Origin of the sequence: Terrihalobacillus insolitus (genome assembly GCF_028416575.1) — a bacterium.
GTDB classification, from domain to species: domain Bacteria; phylum Bacillota; class Bacilli; order Bacillales; family Amphibacillaceae; genus Terrihalobacillus; species Terrihalobacillus insolitus.
Genome location: NZ_JAMQKB010000009.1, coordinates 31,513 through 50,378 on the forward strand (window position 1 = coordinate 31,513; position 18,866 = coordinate 50,378).

General features: G+C 37.5%; 18 protein-coding genes and 1 pseudogene. 16 read left to right on the plus strand and 3 right to left on the minus strand.

Annotated elements, in window-relative coordinates:
- Window positions 1-27 precede the first annotated feature (27 nt).
- From NC797_RS10310 to NC797_RS10325, 4 genes are read left to right on the plus strand one after another with little or no spacing between them, the layout of a single operon-like run.
- Window positions 28-597, plus strand: a complete 570-nt coding sequence (locus NC797_RS10310; RefSeq protein ID WP_272436706.1) for a nicotinate-nucleotide adenylyltransferase — start codon at window positions 28-30, stop codon at window positions 595-597.
- Entirely contained in the window at window positions 584-1,174 is a 591-nt protein-coding gene (yqeK, locus tag NC797_RS10315) for a bis(5'-nucleosyl)-tetraphosphatase (symmetrical) YqeK (protein WP_272436707.1), read from the plus strand. The genes NC797_RS10310 and yqeK overlap by 14 nt, the downstream gene beginning before the upstream one ends.
- Window positions 1,167-1,526 carry a ribosome silencing factor gene (rsfS, locus tag NC797_RS10320; protein WP_272436708.1) on the plus strand — a complete coding sequence of 120 codons (360 nt, stop codon included), beginning with the start codon at window positions 1,167-1,169 and terminating at the stop codon, window positions 1,524-1,526. The genes yqeK and rsfS overlap by 8 nt, the downstream gene beginning before the upstream one ends.
- A 3-nt stretch (window positions 1,527-1,529) precedes the next feature.
- Window positions 1,530-2,285: a class I SAM-dependent DNA methyltransferase gene (locus NC797_RS10325; protein WP_272436709.1), complete on the plus strand. Its 756-nt coding sequence runs from the start codon at window positions 1,530-1,532 to the stop codon at window positions 2,283-2,285.
- A gap of 98 nt (window positions 2,286-2,383) precedes the next feature.
- On the opposite strand, the gene comER is transcribed toward NC797_RS10325, so the two are convergent.
- Entirely contained in the window at window positions 2,384-3,205 is an 822-nt protein-coding gene (gene comER, locus NC797_RS10330; RefSeq protein ID WP_272436710.1) for a late competence protein ComER, read from the minus strand.
- Window positions 3,206-3,285: 80 nt separating this feature from the next.
- Here comER and NC797_RS10335 point away from each other — a divergent pair, with 80 nt between their 5' ends.
- The 3 genes and pseudogenes from NC797_RS10335 to NC797_RS10345 all read left to right on the plus strand — a co-directional run bounded on the left by NC797_RS10335 (window position 3,286) and on the right by NC797_RS10345 (window position 6,820).
- Entirely contained in the window at window positions 3,286-3,894 is a 609-nt protein-coding gene (locus NC797_RS10335; RefSeq protein WP_272436711.1) for a helix-hairpin-helix domain-containing protein, read from the plus strand.
- 87 nt (window positions 3,895-3,981) lie between these two features.
- A pseudogene (locus tag NC797_RS10340) lies at window positions 3,982-4,428 on the plus strand (ComE operon protein 2); the annotation flags it as partial.
- Between the two features lie 130 nt (window positions 4,429-4,558).
- Window positions 4,559-6,820 (plus strand): DNA internalization-related competence protein ComEC/Rec2, encoded by a 2,262-nt coding sequence (locus NC797_RS10345; RefSeq protein ID WP_272436713.1) that lies wholly within the window; start codon window positions 4,559-4,561, stop codon window positions 6,818-6,820.
- A gap of 69 nt (window positions 6,821-6,889) precedes the next feature.
- Here the strand turns inward: NC797_RS10345 and NC797_RS10350 are convergent, their stop codons facing one another.
- Window positions 6,890-7,024: a YqzM family protein gene (locus tag NC797_RS10350; protein ID WP_272436714.1), complete on the minus strand. Its 135-nt coding sequence runs from the start codon at window positions 7,022-7,024 to the stop codon at window positions 6,890-6,892.
- 320 nt (window positions 7,025-7,344) lie between these two features.
- Here NC797_RS10350 and holA point away from each other — a divergent pair, with 320 nt between their 5' ends.
- Window positions 7,345-8,391 carry a DNA polymerase III subunit delta gene (holA, locus tag NC797_RS10355; RefSeq protein WP_272436715.1) on the plus strand — a complete coding sequence of 349 codons (1,047 nt, stop codon included), beginning with the start codon at window positions 7,345-7,347 and terminating at the stop codon, window positions 8,389-8,391.
- A gap of 80 nt (window positions 8,392-8,471) precedes the next feature.
- On the opposite strand, the gene rpsT is transcribed toward holA, so the two are convergent.
- Window positions 8,472-8,738, minus strand: coding sequence for a 30S ribosomal protein S20 (gene rpsT / locus NC797_RS10360; protein ID WP_272436716.1), 267 nt, complete (start codon window positions 8,736-8,738; stop codon window positions 8,472-8,474).
- Between the two features lie 166 nt (window positions 8,739-8,904).
- On the opposite strand from rpsT, the gene gpr reads away from it, so the two are divergent.
- From gpr to dnaK, 8 genes are all read left to right on the plus strand, one after another.
- On the plus strand, window positions 8,905-10,005 hold the full coding sequence (gene gpr, locus NC797_RS10365; protein ID WP_272436717.1) for a GPR endopeptidase: 1,101 nt from the start codon (window positions 8,905-8,907) through the stop codon (window positions 10,003-10,005).
- A gap of 110 nt (window positions 10,006-10,115) precedes the next feature.
- The gene (gene spoIIP / locus NC797_RS10370; protein ID WP_272436718.1) at window positions 10,116-11,306 is read left to right on the plus strand and encodes a stage II sporulation protein P; all 1,191 of its coding nucleotides are present in this window, start codon (window positions 10,116-10,118) and stop codon (window positions 11,304-11,306) included.
- Window positions 11,307-11,318: 12 nt separating this feature from the next.
- Window positions 11,319-11,666 (plus strand): DUF3679 domain-containing protein, encoded by a 348-nt coding sequence (locus NC797_RS10375; RefSeq protein ID WP_272436719.1) that lies wholly within the window; start codon window positions 11,319-11,321, stop codon window positions 11,664-11,666.
- 238 nt (window positions 11,667-11,904) lie between these two features.
- A complete protein-coding gene (gene lepA, locus NC797_RS10380) occupies window positions 11,905-13,722 on the plus strand; it encodes a translation elongation factor 4 (protein WP_272436720.1) in 1,818 nt (605 codons plus the stop codon).
- Window positions 13,723-13,811: 89 nt separating this feature from the next.
- On the plus strand, window positions 13,812-14,969 hold the full coding sequence (gene hemW / locus NC797_RS10385) for a radical SAM family heme chaperone HemW (protein WP_272436721.1): 1,158 nt from the start codon (window positions 13,812-13,814) through the stop codon (window positions 14,967-14,969).
- 77 nt (window positions 14,970-15,046) lie between these two features.
- Complete coding sequence (hrcA, locus tag NC797_RS10390; RefSeq protein ID WP_272436722.1) at window positions 15,047-16,078, plus strand: heat-inducible transcriptional repressor HrcA; 1,032 nt, start codon at window positions 15,047-15,049, stop codon at window positions 16,076-16,078.
- A gap of 167 nt (window positions 16,079-16,245) precedes the next feature.
- Complete coding sequence (gene grpE / locus NC797_RS10395) at window positions 16,246-16,818, plus strand: nucleotide exchange factor GrpE (RefSeq protein ID WP_272436723.1); 573 nt, start codon at window positions 16,246-16,248, stop codon at window positions 16,816-16,818.
- A gap of 31 nt (window positions 16,819-16,849) precedes the next feature.
- Window positions 16,850-18,691 (plus strand): molecular chaperone DnaK, encoded by a 1,842-nt coding sequence (gene dnaK / locus NC797_RS10400; RefSeq protein WP_272436724.1) that lies wholly within the window; start codon window positions 16,850-16,852, stop codon window positions 18,689-18,691.
- The last annotated feature ends 175 nt before the right edge of the window (window positions 18,692-18,866 follow it).

Here is an 18,866-nt window from a genome sequence, read left to right on the forward strand (position 1 = left end):
TACGGCGAAGGAGGTAAGGAGGTAAAGATGAAAAAAATTGGAATCCTTGGAGGAACGTTTGATCCACCTCATCTTGGTCATTTAATCATGGCAGAAGAAGTGCACTTTAAGTTAGAGCTGGATGAAGTTTGGTTTGTACCTTCCTATGAACCTCCACATAAAGAAAAAGCTAAGACGCGTGTGGAAGACAGAATAAAAATGCTAGAAGCGGCTATCCAAACGAATGAACATTTTTCTGTTAACTTATTGGAAATAGAACGGTCTGGTAAGTCATATACATATGATACGGTAAGACAGTTAAAAAAAGATAATCAAAATGTTACTTTTTACTTTATCATTGGAGCGGACATGGTAGAGTATTTGCCTAACTGGTATAAAGTTGAAGAGTTAGTGCGTTTCATTCAATTTGTAGGTGTAAAGAGAAAAGGGTTTCCATTAACTAGTAAATACCCGATTCTTGAAGTGGAAGCACCATTAATTGATGTTTCCTCTACGATGATTCGGGAGAGAATAGCAAACAATCAGCCCGTTCGTTATTTTGTTCCTGATATTGTTCAAAAAATAATAAAGGAGAGGCATTTGTATGGATTTGAATGAGGCACTTACATATGTCGAGCCACATTTAAAAAAAGCTCGATTTGATCATACTATTCGAGTAGTGGAAACAGCGGTTCAATTGACAGGTCTACATGGTGGAAATCAAAAAAAAGCAGAATTAGCGGGAGCTTTTCACGATTATGCAAAATATAGACCTACAGAAGAGCTGAAGAGATGGATACTGAAAGAGAATCTCCCAAAGGATTTATTAAGCTTTCATTATGAATTGTGGCATGGGCCTGTTGGATCTATTCTGGTAGAAAGAGAATATGGAATAACAGATGCAGAAATTAAGTTTGCGATCCGCTATCATACAACTGGAAGAGATAATATGTCTCAGTTAGAAAAGATGATATTTTTGGCCGACTACATTGAACCTGGTAGAAATTTTCCAGGGGTGGATAAGGTAAGAGAGGTTGCCCAAACGAATCTTAACGAAGCCTGTTTAATGGCTTTGCAAAACACAATACCGTTTTTAATGTCTAAAAATCAGCGTATTTATCCAGATACTTTTTATGCGTACAATTTTTTTATGAAACTTCATGATCATGAACAGGAGGAAAGAGGAAATGGATAGTAAACAACTGGCACAGTTAGCGGTAAAGGCCTGCGATGAAAAACGTGGAGAAGATATTGTCTTGCTAGATATGCAGCAAGTTTCCCTTGTTTCAGATTACTTTTTAATTTGTCACGGGAACAATGAGAGACAGGTTCAGGCAATAGCAAAAGAGGTTCAAGAAAAGGCCGAAGAAAATGAACGAATTGTAAAACGTCTTGAAGGTTTTGAACAAGCAAGATGGGTTCTTGTTGATTTAGGTGATGTTGTATGCCACATTTTTCATAAGGATGAAAGACAATATTATAATCTGGAGCGTCTATGGGGAGATGCACCGTTAGTGGAAACGTCTTCAGAAAGCTTTGGTGGGTAAAATATGTCCTATTTACGGATGGCGGCTCATTATGATCGACTTATGCAGGATGCACCATATGACAAATGGGTACAGTTTACGAATTACATACTTGACTTATATGACTACGATCCAACAACAATTGTTGATTTAGGTTGCGGCACAGGTGAAATTACCCAACGACTCGTACAAGCAGGATTTCATTTATATGGAGTGGACGCCTCGGCAGATATGTTAAGTTATGCACAAATGAAAGCAGCTGAAGCAAATATTGAGATAAATTGGATCCAGCAAGACATTCGTTCTCTACATGGGCTATCTGACGTTGATGTTGCAGTAAGTTATTGTGATGTGATCAATTATTTAACTACAGAGGAAGAAGTGAAACAGGCATTTTGCTCGATTAACCACCTATTAAAGCAGGAAGGAATTTTTTTGTTCGATGTTCATTCCATTTCCCATCTCGAGAATGATTTAAAAAATCAAACATTCGCTGAAATTTACGACGACATTGCCTATGTGTGGTTTTGTGAATCTGGTGAATCGGAGGGGGAAGTGCTACATGACTTAACTTTTTTTGTTTTGAATGAAGGTCATTATGATCGGTTTGATGAACAGCATCACCAAAGAAGTTTTCCGGTAGATACATATCAGACATTGCTGCGCGAAACAGGGTTTACAGTGCTTGGAATTTATGGTGACTTCTCTACTGCGGAAGGAGCTATAACGAGTGAAACAGAACGCATCTTCTTTGTAGCGCAAAAAAATTCGAGGTGTTAAGGCAGTCCTCGAATTTTTTTGCGCCTAAGATTAAAAAATTTAAAAGTAAAAAAAAAAGGAATTTGGAATACTTTGTCGAATAAATACAATATGAAAACCTAGTTTGTTAATTGTGCGCCTATCTTTTCGATATCCTCATTGTATTTGTTGTGTGTATGTTGGAATAGATGGTGAAAAAGCTTACCAATATCTTGTTCCATCGATCCGATTCCTTCTCCAGTAACACCTCCCTTTACACATACTTTTTCAATGAGTTCCGTTAATGTGAAGTGTCCATCAGCTAACAACTTTCCAAATCCAATAAACATTTCTTCTGTAAGTATGGTTGCGGTTTCTTTTGAAATCTCTGTTTCCTCACTTGCCGCTTTGATGAATTGCTCTGCCAAATATCCAAAAAATGCTGGACCGCAAGATACAATATCTGAAGAAACGCGAGTCACATTATTTTCAATCGATACGGGTTTAGAATATAAGCGACTACTTTGTGTTAAGTAACCTTGCATTTCTTTTGTTACTCGTTCACCAAAGGTGGTCAAGGTAATTCCTGCCAAGGCTCTATTTGTAATACTTGGAATCATTCGTGCAACCTGACAAGGAACGAGTGATTCCAATCTTTCAACTGAAAATGGGCTTGTAATGGAAACGATACATTGATCTTTATTTAGATACGGTCCGATTTCAGTTAAAAGAGGGTATATTTCAAGGGGTTTAACGCAGATGTAGATGATGTCTACTTCTTTTACTAGTTGATCAACCTGTTCACATACTTGGATCCTGGGATAGGATTCCTTATACTGATAAGCTTTTTGTATGGAACGGTTCGTAATAAACAAATCTTTCTCTTCCATTACATTGGAGTTCATCCATGCATCAATTAAAATTCCTCCCATATTCCCCGTTCCGATAACTCCCCATCTCATACGAACAGCCCTCCCTATATTCGTGTCTTTTAAAGTGTATGTTTTCCTATAAAAACTTATGAGAAAAGAAGTGATACTGGATGAAAGGCTATCGAGCAAAAATATTGATTGGCTTACTTGTTGTAATTGTGATCGTCATTTGGATGGTAGACAAACAGAGAAAAGAGCCAAATCAAATGGAATTTATAGATGAGGTAATGGTGAAAGAACCTGCCAATATCGAGGGGGAAAAGCAAGATAATACTGTTTCTGTCATAATTGTTGACGTGAAAGGTGAAGTAGAACGGCCTGGCGTAGTTGAAATACAAGGTCAAAAAAGGGTTGGAGAAGTAATTGATATAGCAGGTGGCTTTACGAAGGATGCACAGGTCGATGCTGTTAACCTAGCACAAAAGGTTTACGATGAAATGGTCATTTACGTACCAAAAATAGGAGACACAAAAGCCGTTCTTCCAACAGCTAGTGGCCAAATGGATGGAGGGGAAAACGGGACAACGAAAATAAGATTAAACACTGCTACAAAAGAGGAGATCGAGAGCATAAATGGAATTGGAGCAGTAAAAGCAGCAGCAATTATCGATTATAGAGAAGAAAACGGAAATTTTCAAACAGTTGAAGACCTGTTAAACGTTAATGGTATCGGAGAAAAAACGTTAGAAAAAATGAGAGATAGTATTCTGATTCCATAGTGTGTTGACGGATTCTTATGTGGAGGGTAAACTAAAAAAAACTTTTGTCAGTAGGGTTCTAAATAAACTTGGTAAGGATGATTTGAAATGGAACGTATTTCTTGGGATCAATATTTTATGGCTCAAAGCCATTTGTTAGCGTTACGCTCTACATGTGAACGGTTAATGGTTGGGGCAACAATTGTAAGGGACAAGCGTATTATTGCTGGTGGATATAATGGAAGTGTATCTGGAGGTGTGCATTGTATTGACGAGGGGTGTTACGTTATTGATGGTCATTGCATTCGGACGATTCATGCTGAAATGAATGCATTACTACAATGTGCTAAGTTTGGTGTCGCAACAGATCAGGCTGAACTTTATGTTACGCACTTCCCTTGCATCCAGTGCTGTAAGGCAATTATTCAAAGTGGTATACAAACAGTTTACTATGCCACAGACTACAAAAATCATCCTTATGCGATTGAATTATTTGAAAATGCCGGCATAAAAGCGGAAAAAGTTGTCTTGGAAGAAACCTCCTTAGATTTGCAGTTAAATCACTTCAACCGGCAATAATCTTAGAGGTGGGGCAAACCATTTATAGCTCAATTGTTATTAACGGGAGGTGTTCATACTGGCCATAAATGGATGAAATTAGTCCCATTTAACATACCAGGCTCAAATGAAAGGATATTGGCACATCGTAGCTTTCATTGCATTCGTCAATAGTGTAAGTGCAACTTACCATTTTCTCTTTTCGATTCTAGGCTACACATGGTTATTTTGGTTATATAAGAGGCGAAGGATTAAGCTGCGTGTTTGTATAATGAGTATCGTAATTGGTATGGCTGCTTTTTATTTAATTTATAACGTAAAAAGTCATGCTGTATCAACACCCATTCCAAAGCAGGATACCTTACAAGGAAAAATTGTATCGTCCATAAGTAACAATGACGCTGGTATTTCGTTTACTTTACGGGATTTAAATGACCAGCTGATAGAGGTTTTCTTGTTTGAACGTGATGCCAAGCAATTAAAAGAGATAAAGACAGGTGCTTCTTGTACAATGAAAGGAAATGTGCAAGAGCCACAACAGGCAACCAATCCCGGGCAATTTGATTATAAAAATTATTTGGCCAATAATGGCATATACTGGAATATCACATTAGACGATCGTGATCCTATTCAGTGTGAAGGTGAATCATGGCTCCAATTCATTTATTCTATCCGCCAAAACATAGTAGTAAAGACAAAGGATGTTTTAAGTCCTTTGACATCTTCCTGGCTACAGGCGCTTCTGATAGGAGAAAAAATGGGAATAGATAACGAAACAGAAGAACTGTTTCAACGCTGGGGTTTGTCGCATTTGTTAGCCATATCCGGACTCCATGTTGGAATCGTTATCGGTATTCTTTATACAACATTAGTTAAATTTCACCTTGTAACAAAAGAAAAAGCACAATGGATTATTATTTTGTTTTTGCCTTTTTATGCAATCTTAGCTGGTGGTGAACCATCTGTGTGGCGTGCATCTATGATGACAGCAGTTGCTTTCCTTTTTCTGAAAGCAGGTAAAAAAATTTCTCTCACCGATGGCCTAAGTATTTTATTCCTGGTTTTTATCATTGTTAGTCCAACGATGCTATTTCAGATTGGTTTTCAACTTTCCTTTATCGTCACATTTGCATTGCTCTTGTCTAAAAAAATCTTCAGTGGACCGAAGCTGTTTGTTGCTCTTAGAATAAGCTTAATTAGTCAGCTAATTGTCCTTCCCTTCCAGCTCTACTATTTTTTCTTTTTTAATCCACTTTCGGTTTTGGTTAATGTGATTTTTGTTCCATATTTCACATTTCTCGTGATTCCACTTATGTTTCTTCTCCTTTTTCTTACCTATACTTTTCCTTTGTTAGCCAAATTAATGGATTCTTTGTTTATTCCAACACATGAAATGATGCTTCGAGTATTAGAATGGATGGACCAATCCTTATATTTTCCTTGGGTTATAGGAAAACTATCCCCAATTCTTTTTATTTCCTACTTTTTTCTCTTTTTATTCTTTATGAAGTATTTAAGTGCTGAACGTGAACGTCAAGCATTTCGGTATGGTTTGATTTTAGTTTGTTTTCTTTTTATATTGTCGATTAAGCCCTTTTTTACCCCGTATAGTACCGTGACCATGCTTGATGTCGGTCAAGGTGATTCCTTTGTAATTGAACTTCCGTACCGTAGAGGAATTATCGTCATAGATGCTGCGGGGAGTATTGGGTCAGATTTTCAAACTGCAACGGATAAGACCTATCGCCAAATTATCAAACCCTTCTTGTATGCTAAAGGTATCCGTCAAATTGATTCCCTCATATTATCTCATGAAGATATAGACCATGTTGGAAGTGTCCCTTATTTATTAGATGGATTTGATGTAAAGCAAATTGTAACAAGCCGATATTTTAACATTTCAAAAACGACTAAAAAGAATCTGAAGGATAGTGGTGTTCGCGTAACAAAATTGGTGGAAGGTGAATATATTGATATTAAAGGGTATTCATTTCTTGCATTATCACCTACTTCTGACAACGGCACTTCCAATGAAAATTCACTCGTGTTATTCACGGAACTTGGTGGTCTTCGTTGGCTGTTTAGTGGTGATATAGGAAATAAGTCAGAAAGGGAAATGATCAATAACTACCCTAATCTTAAGGCAGATGTTTTAAAGGTATCACATCATGGCAGTAAATTTTCCACTTCTGATCAATGGTTGGAGAGGCTAAAACCCAAAATAGCGTTGATTTCAGTCGGTAGGAATAATCAATATGGGCATCCTGCAAAAGAAGTTGTTTCCAAACTGAAAAATCAGGGAATAGCAATTGTAAGGACGGATCAACATGGTTCGATTCGCTATCGTTTTACAGGAAAGAAAGGAACATTTTCAAAGTACTTACCATAAATAATCTAAAAAACAACAACCTACGGAATAATAAAAAAGAGACTGCCAGAACAGTCTCTTTCGCTCGCATTACCCTGCAACAACATCGATAATAACACCAATCGCAAAAATAATGGTGAAAAAAAGGAATGAGAAGATGAAGCCATTTCCAGAGTCAATAACGTCATTATTTTTTGATTGTACTTCTTTTTCAAACTCATTCATACTTAGCCCTCCTTTTATCCAACTTTAGTATACGGGAAAGAAATCAAAAAATCCACTTTGAAATAAAAATCATTCAGATTATGAGCTATCTCTTTTACTTACCTTTATTAGCAAGAGTTAACACCCATAGTTTTAAGGTAAAGTGGTCAATCTATAAGTAACAGAAAATATCGCTTAGAAAGCAGTATCCTGGGGCTGTTTTTTAAGCGTTAATATAGATTGTGGGGGGGACAGTCACAGGCTGTTTCCCTCTTTCATTACTTGCACAATCGTTGTTTTCGATTTACGATTACATTATCCTTATGATGGAGTGAATCGAAATGGCCTATTTTGAAGCAATAAAGAAAATAAAGGAAAAGCAATTTTCTCCAATATACTTAGTTTACGGAACAGAATCCTATTTAATACAGGATGTGAAACAGTATTTAGTACGTTATGTGTTAAACGAAGCGGATAAAGATACGAATGTTTCAACATATGATCTTGAGGAAACCACGATTCAAGACGTTATTACCGACGCAGAAACATATCCTTTTTTTGGTGGTACAAAGCTTATCTTTGCTTATCATCCGATATTTCTAAAGGCTCGTCCAGACAAGGTTGCTGTAGAACATAATATGGATGCTTTACAATCCTATCTAATCAATCCTGCACCATACACCGTTCTTATTTTTATCGCACCATATGAAAAAGTGGATGAAAGGAAGAAAATAACAAAGACTATCAAGAAATCCGGAGAAATTGTGCATTGTGAACCAGTAAAGGAATGGGAATTAAAAAAATGGATCGATAAGATTGCATCCGATTTAAATATAGAGCTGCAGGATACGGTAAACGAATTGATCGCACAAGAGGTAGGTCCTAATTTGCTTGCCTTGCAAAATGAAATGCAAAAGCTCGCATTATATGTAGGTGATCATGGTTTTGTAACAGTTGATATTGCTGAACAACTGCTATCCAATAGTGCTGAAACGTCGGGATTTAAACTTGTTGATGCAGTAATTGATCAAAAGCTGGATAAAGCGATCCAAATATTTAAGGAGTTAGAAAAAGCGAAAGAGGAGCCAATTGCCTTATTGGCATTACTCGCTTCCCAATTTAGAACCATATACCATGTGAAAGTACTCTCAGAGAAAGGATATTCACAAAAGCAAATGGCACAGCAATTAAAAGTCCATCCTTTTGTGGTGAAAATGGCACATCAAAGAGAGAAAAGCTTCTCTTATGATCAATTAAAACGGATTATTCAATTGTTTACCGAAACGGATGTACAGATGAAGCAAGGACAAATGGAAAAAGGACTTGCGTTTGAATTGTTATTGTATCACTTAGTAACAAGGACAAGTGTCTTATCTAAAAAAGCGTAGTTTATAGTGAACAACGCACTTATAATAAACAAAAACGATCCTCTCTAGGGGATCGTTTGGGTGTTGGTCAAAAAAGAAATTTATGCACTAAGATTGTTCACTTTTTTAGTAAGGCGTGATTTTTGTCGATCACCCTTATTTTTGTGGATGAGTCCTTTTTGAACAGCCTTATCAATTTTACGAGTTGCGTTTACGAGTGACTTTTTAGCATTTTCAACATCGTTACTCGTTACGAAATTTTCCAAACGCTTGATTTCAGTACGCATTTCAGCTCTATAAGACTGATTTTGTGCACGGTTTTCATTATTAATACGAACGCGTTTAATTGCAGATTTTATATTAGCCATATCTTTCACCTCCATTAAAACTTGTTTCTACTATCTCTCTATCTGAACAAGAGTTATTTTACCAAAGTAAAGTGCGGTTTTCAATAGCTTTGTAATTGTGACGGGAAAGAATGTATGTATTTATGTTGTAAAGGCAATCCTAGAGATAAAAAGGGAGGCATTTACGATGGAACAAAAAGATAACTTATTTGAAGTTCGAACAGATTTAGCTGTTGAAGCAAGAGACATGTATGTTGAAAAAGAGAAGACAAACGAAAACAAAATTAATGGTGTACAAGTAAAGGAAAGAACAGACGGGGATATTAACATTACATATGTTCAAATAGATGAAAGTGGCGCTGAACGAATTGGAAAAAAAGCTGGTAATTATATTACGATTTATTCTGACGGTGTGAAGCAACAGGACACGAAATTACAGGAGCACACATCAGTCGTTCTATCTAGAGAATTAGAAAGAATGATACAAGAAAACAATGTACCAAATGATGCAAAGTGTTTAGTAGTAGGACTAGGAAATTCAAATGTTACACCAGATGCCTTAGGACCGATGGCAATGGAAAAAATACTTGTAACTAGTCATTTGTTCAAACTACAGCCTTATCAGGTTGCAGAAGGATATCGCCCAGTATCTGCCATGACCCCCGGCGTGATGGGAGTGACAGGTATTGAAACGAGTGACATTATTGATGGAATTATCGAAAAAACAAAACCAGATTTTATTATTGCTGTTGATGCACTTGCTTCCAGATCCATCGAACGGGTGAATGCAACGATCCAACTATCGGATACTGGTATTCATCCAGGTTCTGGTGTTGGAAATAAGCGGAAGGAACTTAGTAAAGATACGCTTGGAATACCTGTAATTGCACTTGGTGTCCCAACTGTAGTAGATGCAGTGACGATTACAAGTGATACGATTGATTACTTGTTAAAGCATTTTGGAAGGGAATGGAACGAGAAAGATAAACCATCGAAAGCTCTTGCTCCATCTAGTTTAAATTTCGGTAAGAAAAAGAAACTAAAGGAATCGGATATGCCTGATTCTGAACAAAGGAAAGCGGTACTTGGAATGGTTGGAGAACTTTCAGACGAGGAAAAACGATCGTTAATAAAAGAAGTGTTAACTCCACTTGGACACAACCTCATGGTAACACCAAAGGAAGTAGACGGTTTTATGAAGGATATGGCACACGTTGTTGCCTCGAGTGTCAATGCAGCACTACACGAAACTGTAGATGTGGAAAACTTTGGTTCTTATACGAGATAACCAGTACTTTACTATTTTTTTAAACACACTCTTATTTAATCGTTCTACTTTTTAAATCTCTATCATAGAGTCTACTAGAGATGATAGAAAGATTTAGAAAGGATGGCACGATGAAAAAGAATAAAAATAAGAGTACTTTCTCATTCCATATATTTAGTCAAAATTTAAAACCTTTATACAAAAGAGGCACATTGCTAATACTAAGTGTAACTGTTTTATTTTTTTTAATTGGTATATTGACAACAGTTAAACCAGCATATCGTCTGTCTTCTAATACAATCAATGAATGGACAAGGCAAATACAAGGTTCCTCATTTTTCTATTTGCTTGGATTTGAAAATAGGTTGTTTATGAAGGCCTTCCCAGGGGATATAGAACCATTGAATTTGTCAGAGGTTACCTTTCAGTTAGTAACAAGTCTTAAGCCTAGTGATCCTAGAAGCTTACTAGGTAGAGAACTACCAGGGTTTTATGAAAATAGTAAAATCGTCGTAGCTGGAGAAGGTACAACCTATCAAACATTACCGATTGAATCTGCGGCACCACTAGACGTAGTGTTAGAGGATAGAGCAGCAACTGTTCCTGATGAGGAAGAGTTAGCAGGAAATGACCAGAATAAGGAAAGTAAAGATCAACCAACTACTGACGGGAAAGATGTCGTCTATATTTATAACACCCATAACCGGGAGTCTTTCTTACCATATTTGCCAGAAGGAACAACACCAGATGAGGCGCACAGCGCTGAGGTGAATATTACGAATGTAAGTGATCGTTTAGCTCAAAGTCTTGAAGATAATGGTATTGGTTCGTCCGTAAGCAACTCAGACATTATGGCGTTATTGAATGAAAAGAATATGGATTATGCAGAGTCTTATACTGCATCTAAATCGGTCTTGAAACAAGCACTTTCAGCGAATAAGGACATTCAATTTGTTTTTGATTTGCATCGAGATAGTCAACCAAAGGAAACGACTACAAAAACAATCGACGGAAAAAAATATGCCAGACTCTTTTTTGTTATAGGTGGAGATAATCCTAATTATGAAAAAAATCTTAAAATAGCAACGGATTTAGACAATAAACTTCAAGATAAATATCCAGGACTAAGTCGAGGCGTTATAACGAAAGAGGGCAAAGGAACAAACGGAGTGTTTAATCAAGACTTATCTGAAAATGCTGTAACGATTGAATTTGGCGGGGTAGAAAATAAAATGGAAGAACTGTATCGGACAGCGGATGTATTAGCAGAAATATTTAGTGATTATTACTGGCAAGCAGAAAAAGTTCAAGCAAATCCATAGGAGGTGATTCAAGTGGTAAAAACGATAATAACACTACTCATGATGATTATTTTGTTTCTAGGTGGCACATTATTTGGGATCGATCAAGCAAGTGAAGGAATTATACAAACGAGAGGGTATGCGACAGCAGATGTGAAGGAAGCTGTTCAACCTAGTAGAGATGAAGCGGGAAACGTTGAAGTAGAATTGCTGGGTAAAGACCTTCAGCAGGTAACATTTGAGGAAAAAGAACAAGAGTTTCAGGAAATTGAATCGTCTAATTTTACTCAAAAACTTGCAGGAAGTATGGAAAAGGGGGTATCTTCATTTTACAACTTGATGATCCAATCTGTGTACCAGCTTGTACAAGTATTTTTCTAAAATAATGGTCCACTATTTAACGTCACATAAAGTGCAGCAATTTTGGCACCGAACGGTCACTCATAGCTCAAAATGAGTGATCGTTTTCTAGTTTCCGTCTCTTTTCGGAACTCAGTGCATTCACTTTGTTATGGAATATCTACTTTCGATTGAATATCTACGTTCCAGTTGCTATAATTTAATCTAGCACTTTAAATGCGTGTTTTATTTGCTTTCCGATAAATAGGAGTTGAACATATTGACAAACAAAAGAAACCAGAGCAGAGTACGTAATTTTTCGATTATTGCTCATATTGATCATGGAAAGTCGACACTAGCAGACCGAATTCTTGAAAAAACAAAGGCATTAACTTCACGCGAAATGAAAGAACAATTTCTTGATGCAATGGACTTGGAGCGTGAACGGGGCATTACGATTAAACTGAATGCGGTACAGTTAAAATACCAACAAAAGGACGGAGAAGAATACGTCTTTCACCTAATCGACACCCCTGGACACGTCGATTTTACATATGAAGTGTCACGGAGTCTTGCGGCATGTGAGGGAGCCATTTTAGTAGTCGATGCTGCTCAAGGAATTGAGGCCCAGACATTGGCTAATGTATACCTCGCACTTGATAATGACTTGGAAATTATTCCAGTGATAAATAAAATTGATCTTCCTAGTGCTGATCCTGAACGGGTGAAACAAGAAATCACCGACGTAATTGGGATTGATGGAGATGAAGCAATATTAGCCAGTGCGAAGTCGGGAATAGGCATCGATGAGATATTGGATCGAATCGTTGAAAAAATTCCCGCTCCAGTAGGTAACCCTAATGAACCACTAAAAGCGTTAATTTTTGATTCCTTATACGATTCTTACCGCGGTGTAGTTGCATACGTTTGTATTAAAGAAGGATCGGTTAAGGTCGGGGACAAAATAAAAATGATGGCAACAGGTAAAGAATTTGAAGTAAATGAGATCGGTGTATTTAATCCAAAACCTATTCCACAGAATGTATTAACCGTTGGGGATGTTGGGTACTTAACAGCCTCAATTAAAAATGTCGGTGATACACGGGTTGGTGACACAATTACCCTTGCACAAACACCAGCAAAAGATGCTTTACCAGGTTATCGCCGGTTAAATCCAATGGTGTTCTGTGGTCTATATCCAGTTGATGCAAATAATTACAATGACCTCAGAGAAGCGCTAGAGCGGCTAGAATTAAATGACTCATCCTTGCAATACGAGGCAGAGACCTCACAAGCGTTAGGGTTTGGTTTCCGTTGTGGCTTTCTGGGACTACTGCACATGGAAATTGTTCAAGAAAGAATTGAGCGTGAGTTTGACATTGATTTAATCACAACTGCGCCAAGTGTGATTTACCAAGTAATCCAAACAGATCAGAAGGAAATATCGATTGATAACCCATCCTTTATGCCAGATAACCAAAAAATTCAGGAAGTACGAGAACCTTATGTAAAAGCGACGATAATGGTTCCGAAAGATTTTGTTGGTTCTGTCATGGAACTATGCCAGAAAAAACGCGGGGACTTCATCGATATGCAATATTTGGATGATAATCGAGTGAATATTGTGTATGAAATCCCTTTGTCTGAAATTGTATATGACTTCTTCGATCAGTTGAAATCGCAGACAAAGGGATATGCTTCTTTTGATTATGAAATGATTGGATATAAAGTATCCAATCTAGTAAAAATGGATATTTGGCTAAATGGAGAAACAATAGATGCGTTGTCTTTTATTGTTCATCAAGACTTTTCATTTGAACGTGGAAAACAAATCGTAGAAAAATTAAAGAAATTAATCCCAAGACAGCAGTTTGAAGTTCCTGTTCAAGCTGCTGTCGGAAACAAAATCATCGCACGTTCAAACATTAAAGCAATACGCAAAAACGTTCTATCCAAATGCTACGGTGGCGACATTACGAGAAAAAGAAAATTATTAGAAAAACAAAAAGAAGGCAAAAAACGAATGAAAATGGTTGGGTCAGTGGAAGTACCACAAGAAGCATTTATGGCTGTTTTAAGAATGGATGACGATAACTAATTACTCAAAAAGATTCATTACTACTCAGGAAACCCTTGTCAATTTGACAAGGGTTTCCTGATCATCATTGCTACGATAGGAGGAAAACCATGGTATCATCTGTTTATATTCATATCCCGTTTTGTCAACAAATTTGTCACTACTGTGATTTCACCAAATTTTTCTATAATGAACAGCTTGCCAATCAATACCTTGAAGCACTAGAGAAAGAGATCTCAACCTATATTGCCCATCCGAAAGAAGCTGTACGAACGATATTTGTCGGTGGTGGTACACCAACAGCACTTACTTCCACTCAATTAAAGCGGCTTTTAGATATGATTGATATGCATTTTGAAGTGACAAATTGTTTAGAATACACGTTTGAAGCAAACCCAGGGGATCTTGATGAAGAAAAAATACACCTATTAAAATCCTATGGAGTAAATAGAATTTCGTTAGGAGTTCAAGTATTTGACGATAACATGCTTGAAGAAATTGGACGAATCCATCGTGTAAAGGATGTTTATCGCACCATTGAATCCTTGCTCAAAAATGATTTTGGTAACACGAGTATTGACTTGATTTATGGATTACCAAACCAAACGCTAGATCATTTTAAAGATACACTTCAGGAGGCAATGTCGTTTGGTTTGCCACATTACTCTGCATATTCGTTACAAATCGAGCCGAAAACTGTATTTTATCAGCGATATAAAAAAGGAAAGCTACACAAGCCAAAGGAAGAAGAGGAAGCAGCAATGTTTGAACATCTTAGAAAAGAAATGGAAAAATCCGGTGTTCATCAATACGAAATAAGTAATTTTTCAAAATCAGGCTTTGAGAGTAAGCATAACTTAACCTATTGGAACAATGATTTCTACTATGGATTTGGCGCAGGCGCTCACGGTTATTTACCAGGTAGAAGAATCATTAACTTACGACCACTTCCCGCATATGTTAAGCAAGCGAACGAAAATGGTATTCCTGTGTTACATGAAGAATCAATTGGAAAAAAAGAAAAAATAGAAGAAGAGATGTTTCTTGGCCTACGTAAAATGGAGGGAGTCTCTAAAACGGCGTTTTTTGAAAAATATGGAACCACCATTGAACAACTATATGGGTCGGAGTTGCATGTGTTGAAGAGCAAAGGCTGGCTTGCAGACAATAACTCGCACATTCACCTTACGAAAGAAGGTGTTCTTTTTGGAAACGGGGTGTTTCAAGAATTTTTACTGGATGATAAGACTTTTGCACAAATCAATTGACAATGATTCATCATTTTGATAATTTGTTATTAGAATTAGCACTCGGTAGGCAGGAGTGCTAACAGAGGTGATCATCGATGTTATCAGAAAGACAATTGTTCGTTTTACAAGTTATTATTGATGAATTCATCCAAACTGCACAGCCAATTGGCTCACGCGCCATTTCCAAGAAGGAAGAAATTTCTTACAGTTCAGCAACCATTCGAAATGAAATGGCAGATTTGGAGGACATGGGTTTTATCGAAAAAACTCACTCATCTTCAGGGAGGGTACCTTCCGAAAAAGGCTACCGTTTTTATGTGGATCATTTGGTGTCACCATTCAGGCTTTCCACAGAGGATCTTGTAACGATACAGGATACGTTTGAGCGAGAAATGCTAGAATTTGAACGTGTTGTTCAGAAATCGGCTACCGTTCTGTCTGACTTAACTAATTACACATCGATTATTCTAGGCCCTGAAGTGTTTGAGACAAAATTAAAACAGCTACAAATTATTCCGTTGACACCCCAAACAGCTGTTGCCATTTTAGTAACGAACACCGGCCATGTAGAACATCGTTCGTTTTCGGTTCCAGTAGAATTAGATGCTTCCGATTTGGAAAAAATGGTAAACATATTGAACGATAGACTACATGGAGTCCCACTTGTTGAATTGCATGATAAGCTTCTAACAGAAATAACTTATTTGATCCGTACGTATACGAAGGATTTTGAAGCATCGTTTCAGTACTTACGAGCAGCGCTTTTTGATGAGCAACCAGTAAAGCTTTACTTTGGCGGGAAAACAAATATTTTAATGCAGCCTGAATTTAAGGATGTAAATAAAATCAGGACCTTATATTCGATGATTGAAGAAGAAGAGGAAATGGCTCGGTTAATCCGTACAAATTCAGATGGATTAAAGGTTACAATTGGCCAGGAAAATAAAAGCGTAGCAATGCAGGATTGTAGCTTAATTACTGCTACGTATTCTTTAGGAGACAAGCAAATGGGTACGATTGCTCTTTTAGGACCAACCAGAATGGAATATAGCCGAGTGATTACCCTTTTGAATGTACTTTCAGGTCAGTTATCAAAAACGTTTCAATCATGGTATCAAAACGGATAATAGAGGGTATACCTGATAAGGTGGAAGTCTTACACAAGCCGTATTTTGGTTGCCTTTTTTGAACAGATTAAATTATTTTATTTCATCGTCATTTCGTGGTATATTCGTCGATGTGTAAAAAATAGCTTTTTGATACTGGAAACACAGCTGAAGAGGAGGTGGCAGCAATGGGTGAAAAAGAATATGCGCAAGCAGAAAAAGAAACAGAGGAAGAAGTTGTTGAACCAACATCTGAACAAGTAGATATACTTGATGAAGCAGGTAATGATGAAGAAGAAACAGCTACAGAATTATCAGAAATAGAGCAATTAAGACAAGAAAAAGATGAACTGTATCAAAGGTTATTAAGGGTGCAAGCGGAGTACGATAATTTCAGAAAACGTACCCAGAAAGAGAAAGAAGCAAGTCTTAAGTATCGGTCACTGGATGTAGTGTCTGAGCTTCTACCAGCACTGGACAATTTCGAGCGTGCACTTCAATTGGAAGTGAAAGATGAAACAGCGGCGAAATTTGTAGAAGGAATGCAAATGGTGTACCGTCAATTACAAGATGCCTTAACAAAACAAGGTGTAGAAGAATTGAAAGCTGAAGGTGAACCGTTCGACCCACATTTGCACCAAGCGGTTATGCAGGTTGAAGATGACCAGTATGAGTCGAATGTAGTGGTGGAGGTACTTCAAAAAGGATATAAACTAAAAGACCGTGTGATTCGACCTGCAATGGTCAAAGTAAATCAATAGTTACATAGGTTTGTGAAGGAGGACTTTAGTCATGGGAAAAATTATTGGAATTGATTTAGGAACTACAAATTCATGTGTAGCAGTTATGGAAGGTGGAGAATCAAAGGTTATTCCGAATCCAGAGGGAAACCGGACAACACCATCTGTTGTTGCATTTAAAAATGGAGAACGTCAAGTAGGTGAGGTAGCGAAACGTCAAGCTATTACAAACCCGAATACGATTCAGTCCATTAAACGTCATATGGGCACAGATTATAAGGTTGAAATTGATGACAAAAGCTTTACGCCACAAGAGATTTCAGCTATCATCCTACAACATATTAAGTCTTATGCGGAAGACTACTTAGGTGAAACGGTTGATAAAGCGGTGATCACTGTTCCTGCATATTTTAATGATGCTGAACGTCAAGCAACAAAGGATGCTGGAAAAATAGCTGGTCTTGAAGTAGAACGTATTATTAACGAGCCTACTGCAGCAGCATTAGCGTATGGAATTGACAAGGAAGACCAGGATCAAACTATTTTGGTTTATGACCTTGGCGGTGGAACATTTGATGTGTCTATTTTAGATATTGGAGATGGAACGTTCGAAGTAGTAGCTACCGCTGGGGACAATCGCCTTGGTGGTGACGACTTTGACCAAGTGATTATCGATCATTTAGTTGCTGAATTTAAAAAAGAAAACGGTATTGATTTATCTAAAGATAAAATGGCTTTACAGCGCCTAAAAGATGCCGCTGAAAAGGCGAAGAAGGAATTGTCAGGGGTAGCACAAACTCAAGTGTCCCTTCCATTTATTACCGCAGGAGAAGCAGGTCCGCTTCACCTAGAAATGAATGTAACGCGTGCAAAATTTGATGAACTTTCTGCTGATTTAGTTGAACGTACAATGGGTCCAACTCGTCAGGCATTAAAGGATGCAAGTATGTCACCAAGTGACATTGATAAAGTATTGCTTGTTGGTGGTTCAACACGTATTCCAGCAGTTCAAGAAGCAATAAAAAAAGAAATTGGAAATGACCCATCAAAAGGAGTTAATCCTGATGAAGTAGTAGCACTTGGAGCAGCCATTCAAGGTGGTGTACTTCAAGGGGATGTGAAAGATGTAGTGTTGCTTGATGTCACACCACTTTCGTTAGGTATTGAAACAATGGGTGGCGTGTTCACAAAACTAATTGAGCGCAATACAACGATCCCAACAAGCCATTCTCAAGTATTCTCGACTGCTGCCGACAATCAAACAGCTGTTGATATACATGTCCTTCAAGGTGAACGTGAAATGGCTGCGAACAACAAAACACTTGGTCGCTTTCAATTGACGGATATTCCACCTGCGCCACGTGGTGTACCACAAATAGAAGTTTCGTTTGATATTGATTCAAATGGTATTGTAAACGTGCGGGCGAAGGATCTTGGTACGAATAAAGAACAATCGATTACGATAAAGTCTTCTTCTGGTCTCTCTGATGAAGAGGTAGAACGTATGGTGAAAGAAGCAGAAGAAAACGCTGATGAGGATAAAAAGCGTCGTGAAGAAGTAGAACTACGTAATGAAGCAGACCAATTAATTTTCACCACAGACAAAACAATAAAAGATCTTGGTGACAAAGTTTCAGATGAGGAAAAACAAAAGGCAGAGGCTGCAAAGGAAGAATTGCAAACAGCTGTTGAAGGTACTGACTTAGATGCAATTAAAGAAAAGAAAGAGGCACTTGAGGAGCAAGTTCAAGCCCTTTCAGTTAAGCTTTATGAACAGGCACAAGCAGAGGCTCAAGCGGGTGCACAGGCAGAAGGTCAAGGAGAAGGAAACACTGACGACGATGTTGTAGATGCGGACTATAAAGAAGTCAATGAAGAGGACGAAAAGAAATAAACTCTCCTGTGTTAAATAAGGAATGAAAAAAAGTCAAAGTCAGGATCTCCTTGACTTTGACTTTTTTGCAGTTTACATGTTTGTGCTTATTATTTGGTGGCTTCCTCTTTAAAATATTTGATTCGAAAAGCTGAATAATGTTATGATAAATTTTATGCAATAGAGTCGGGAGAGT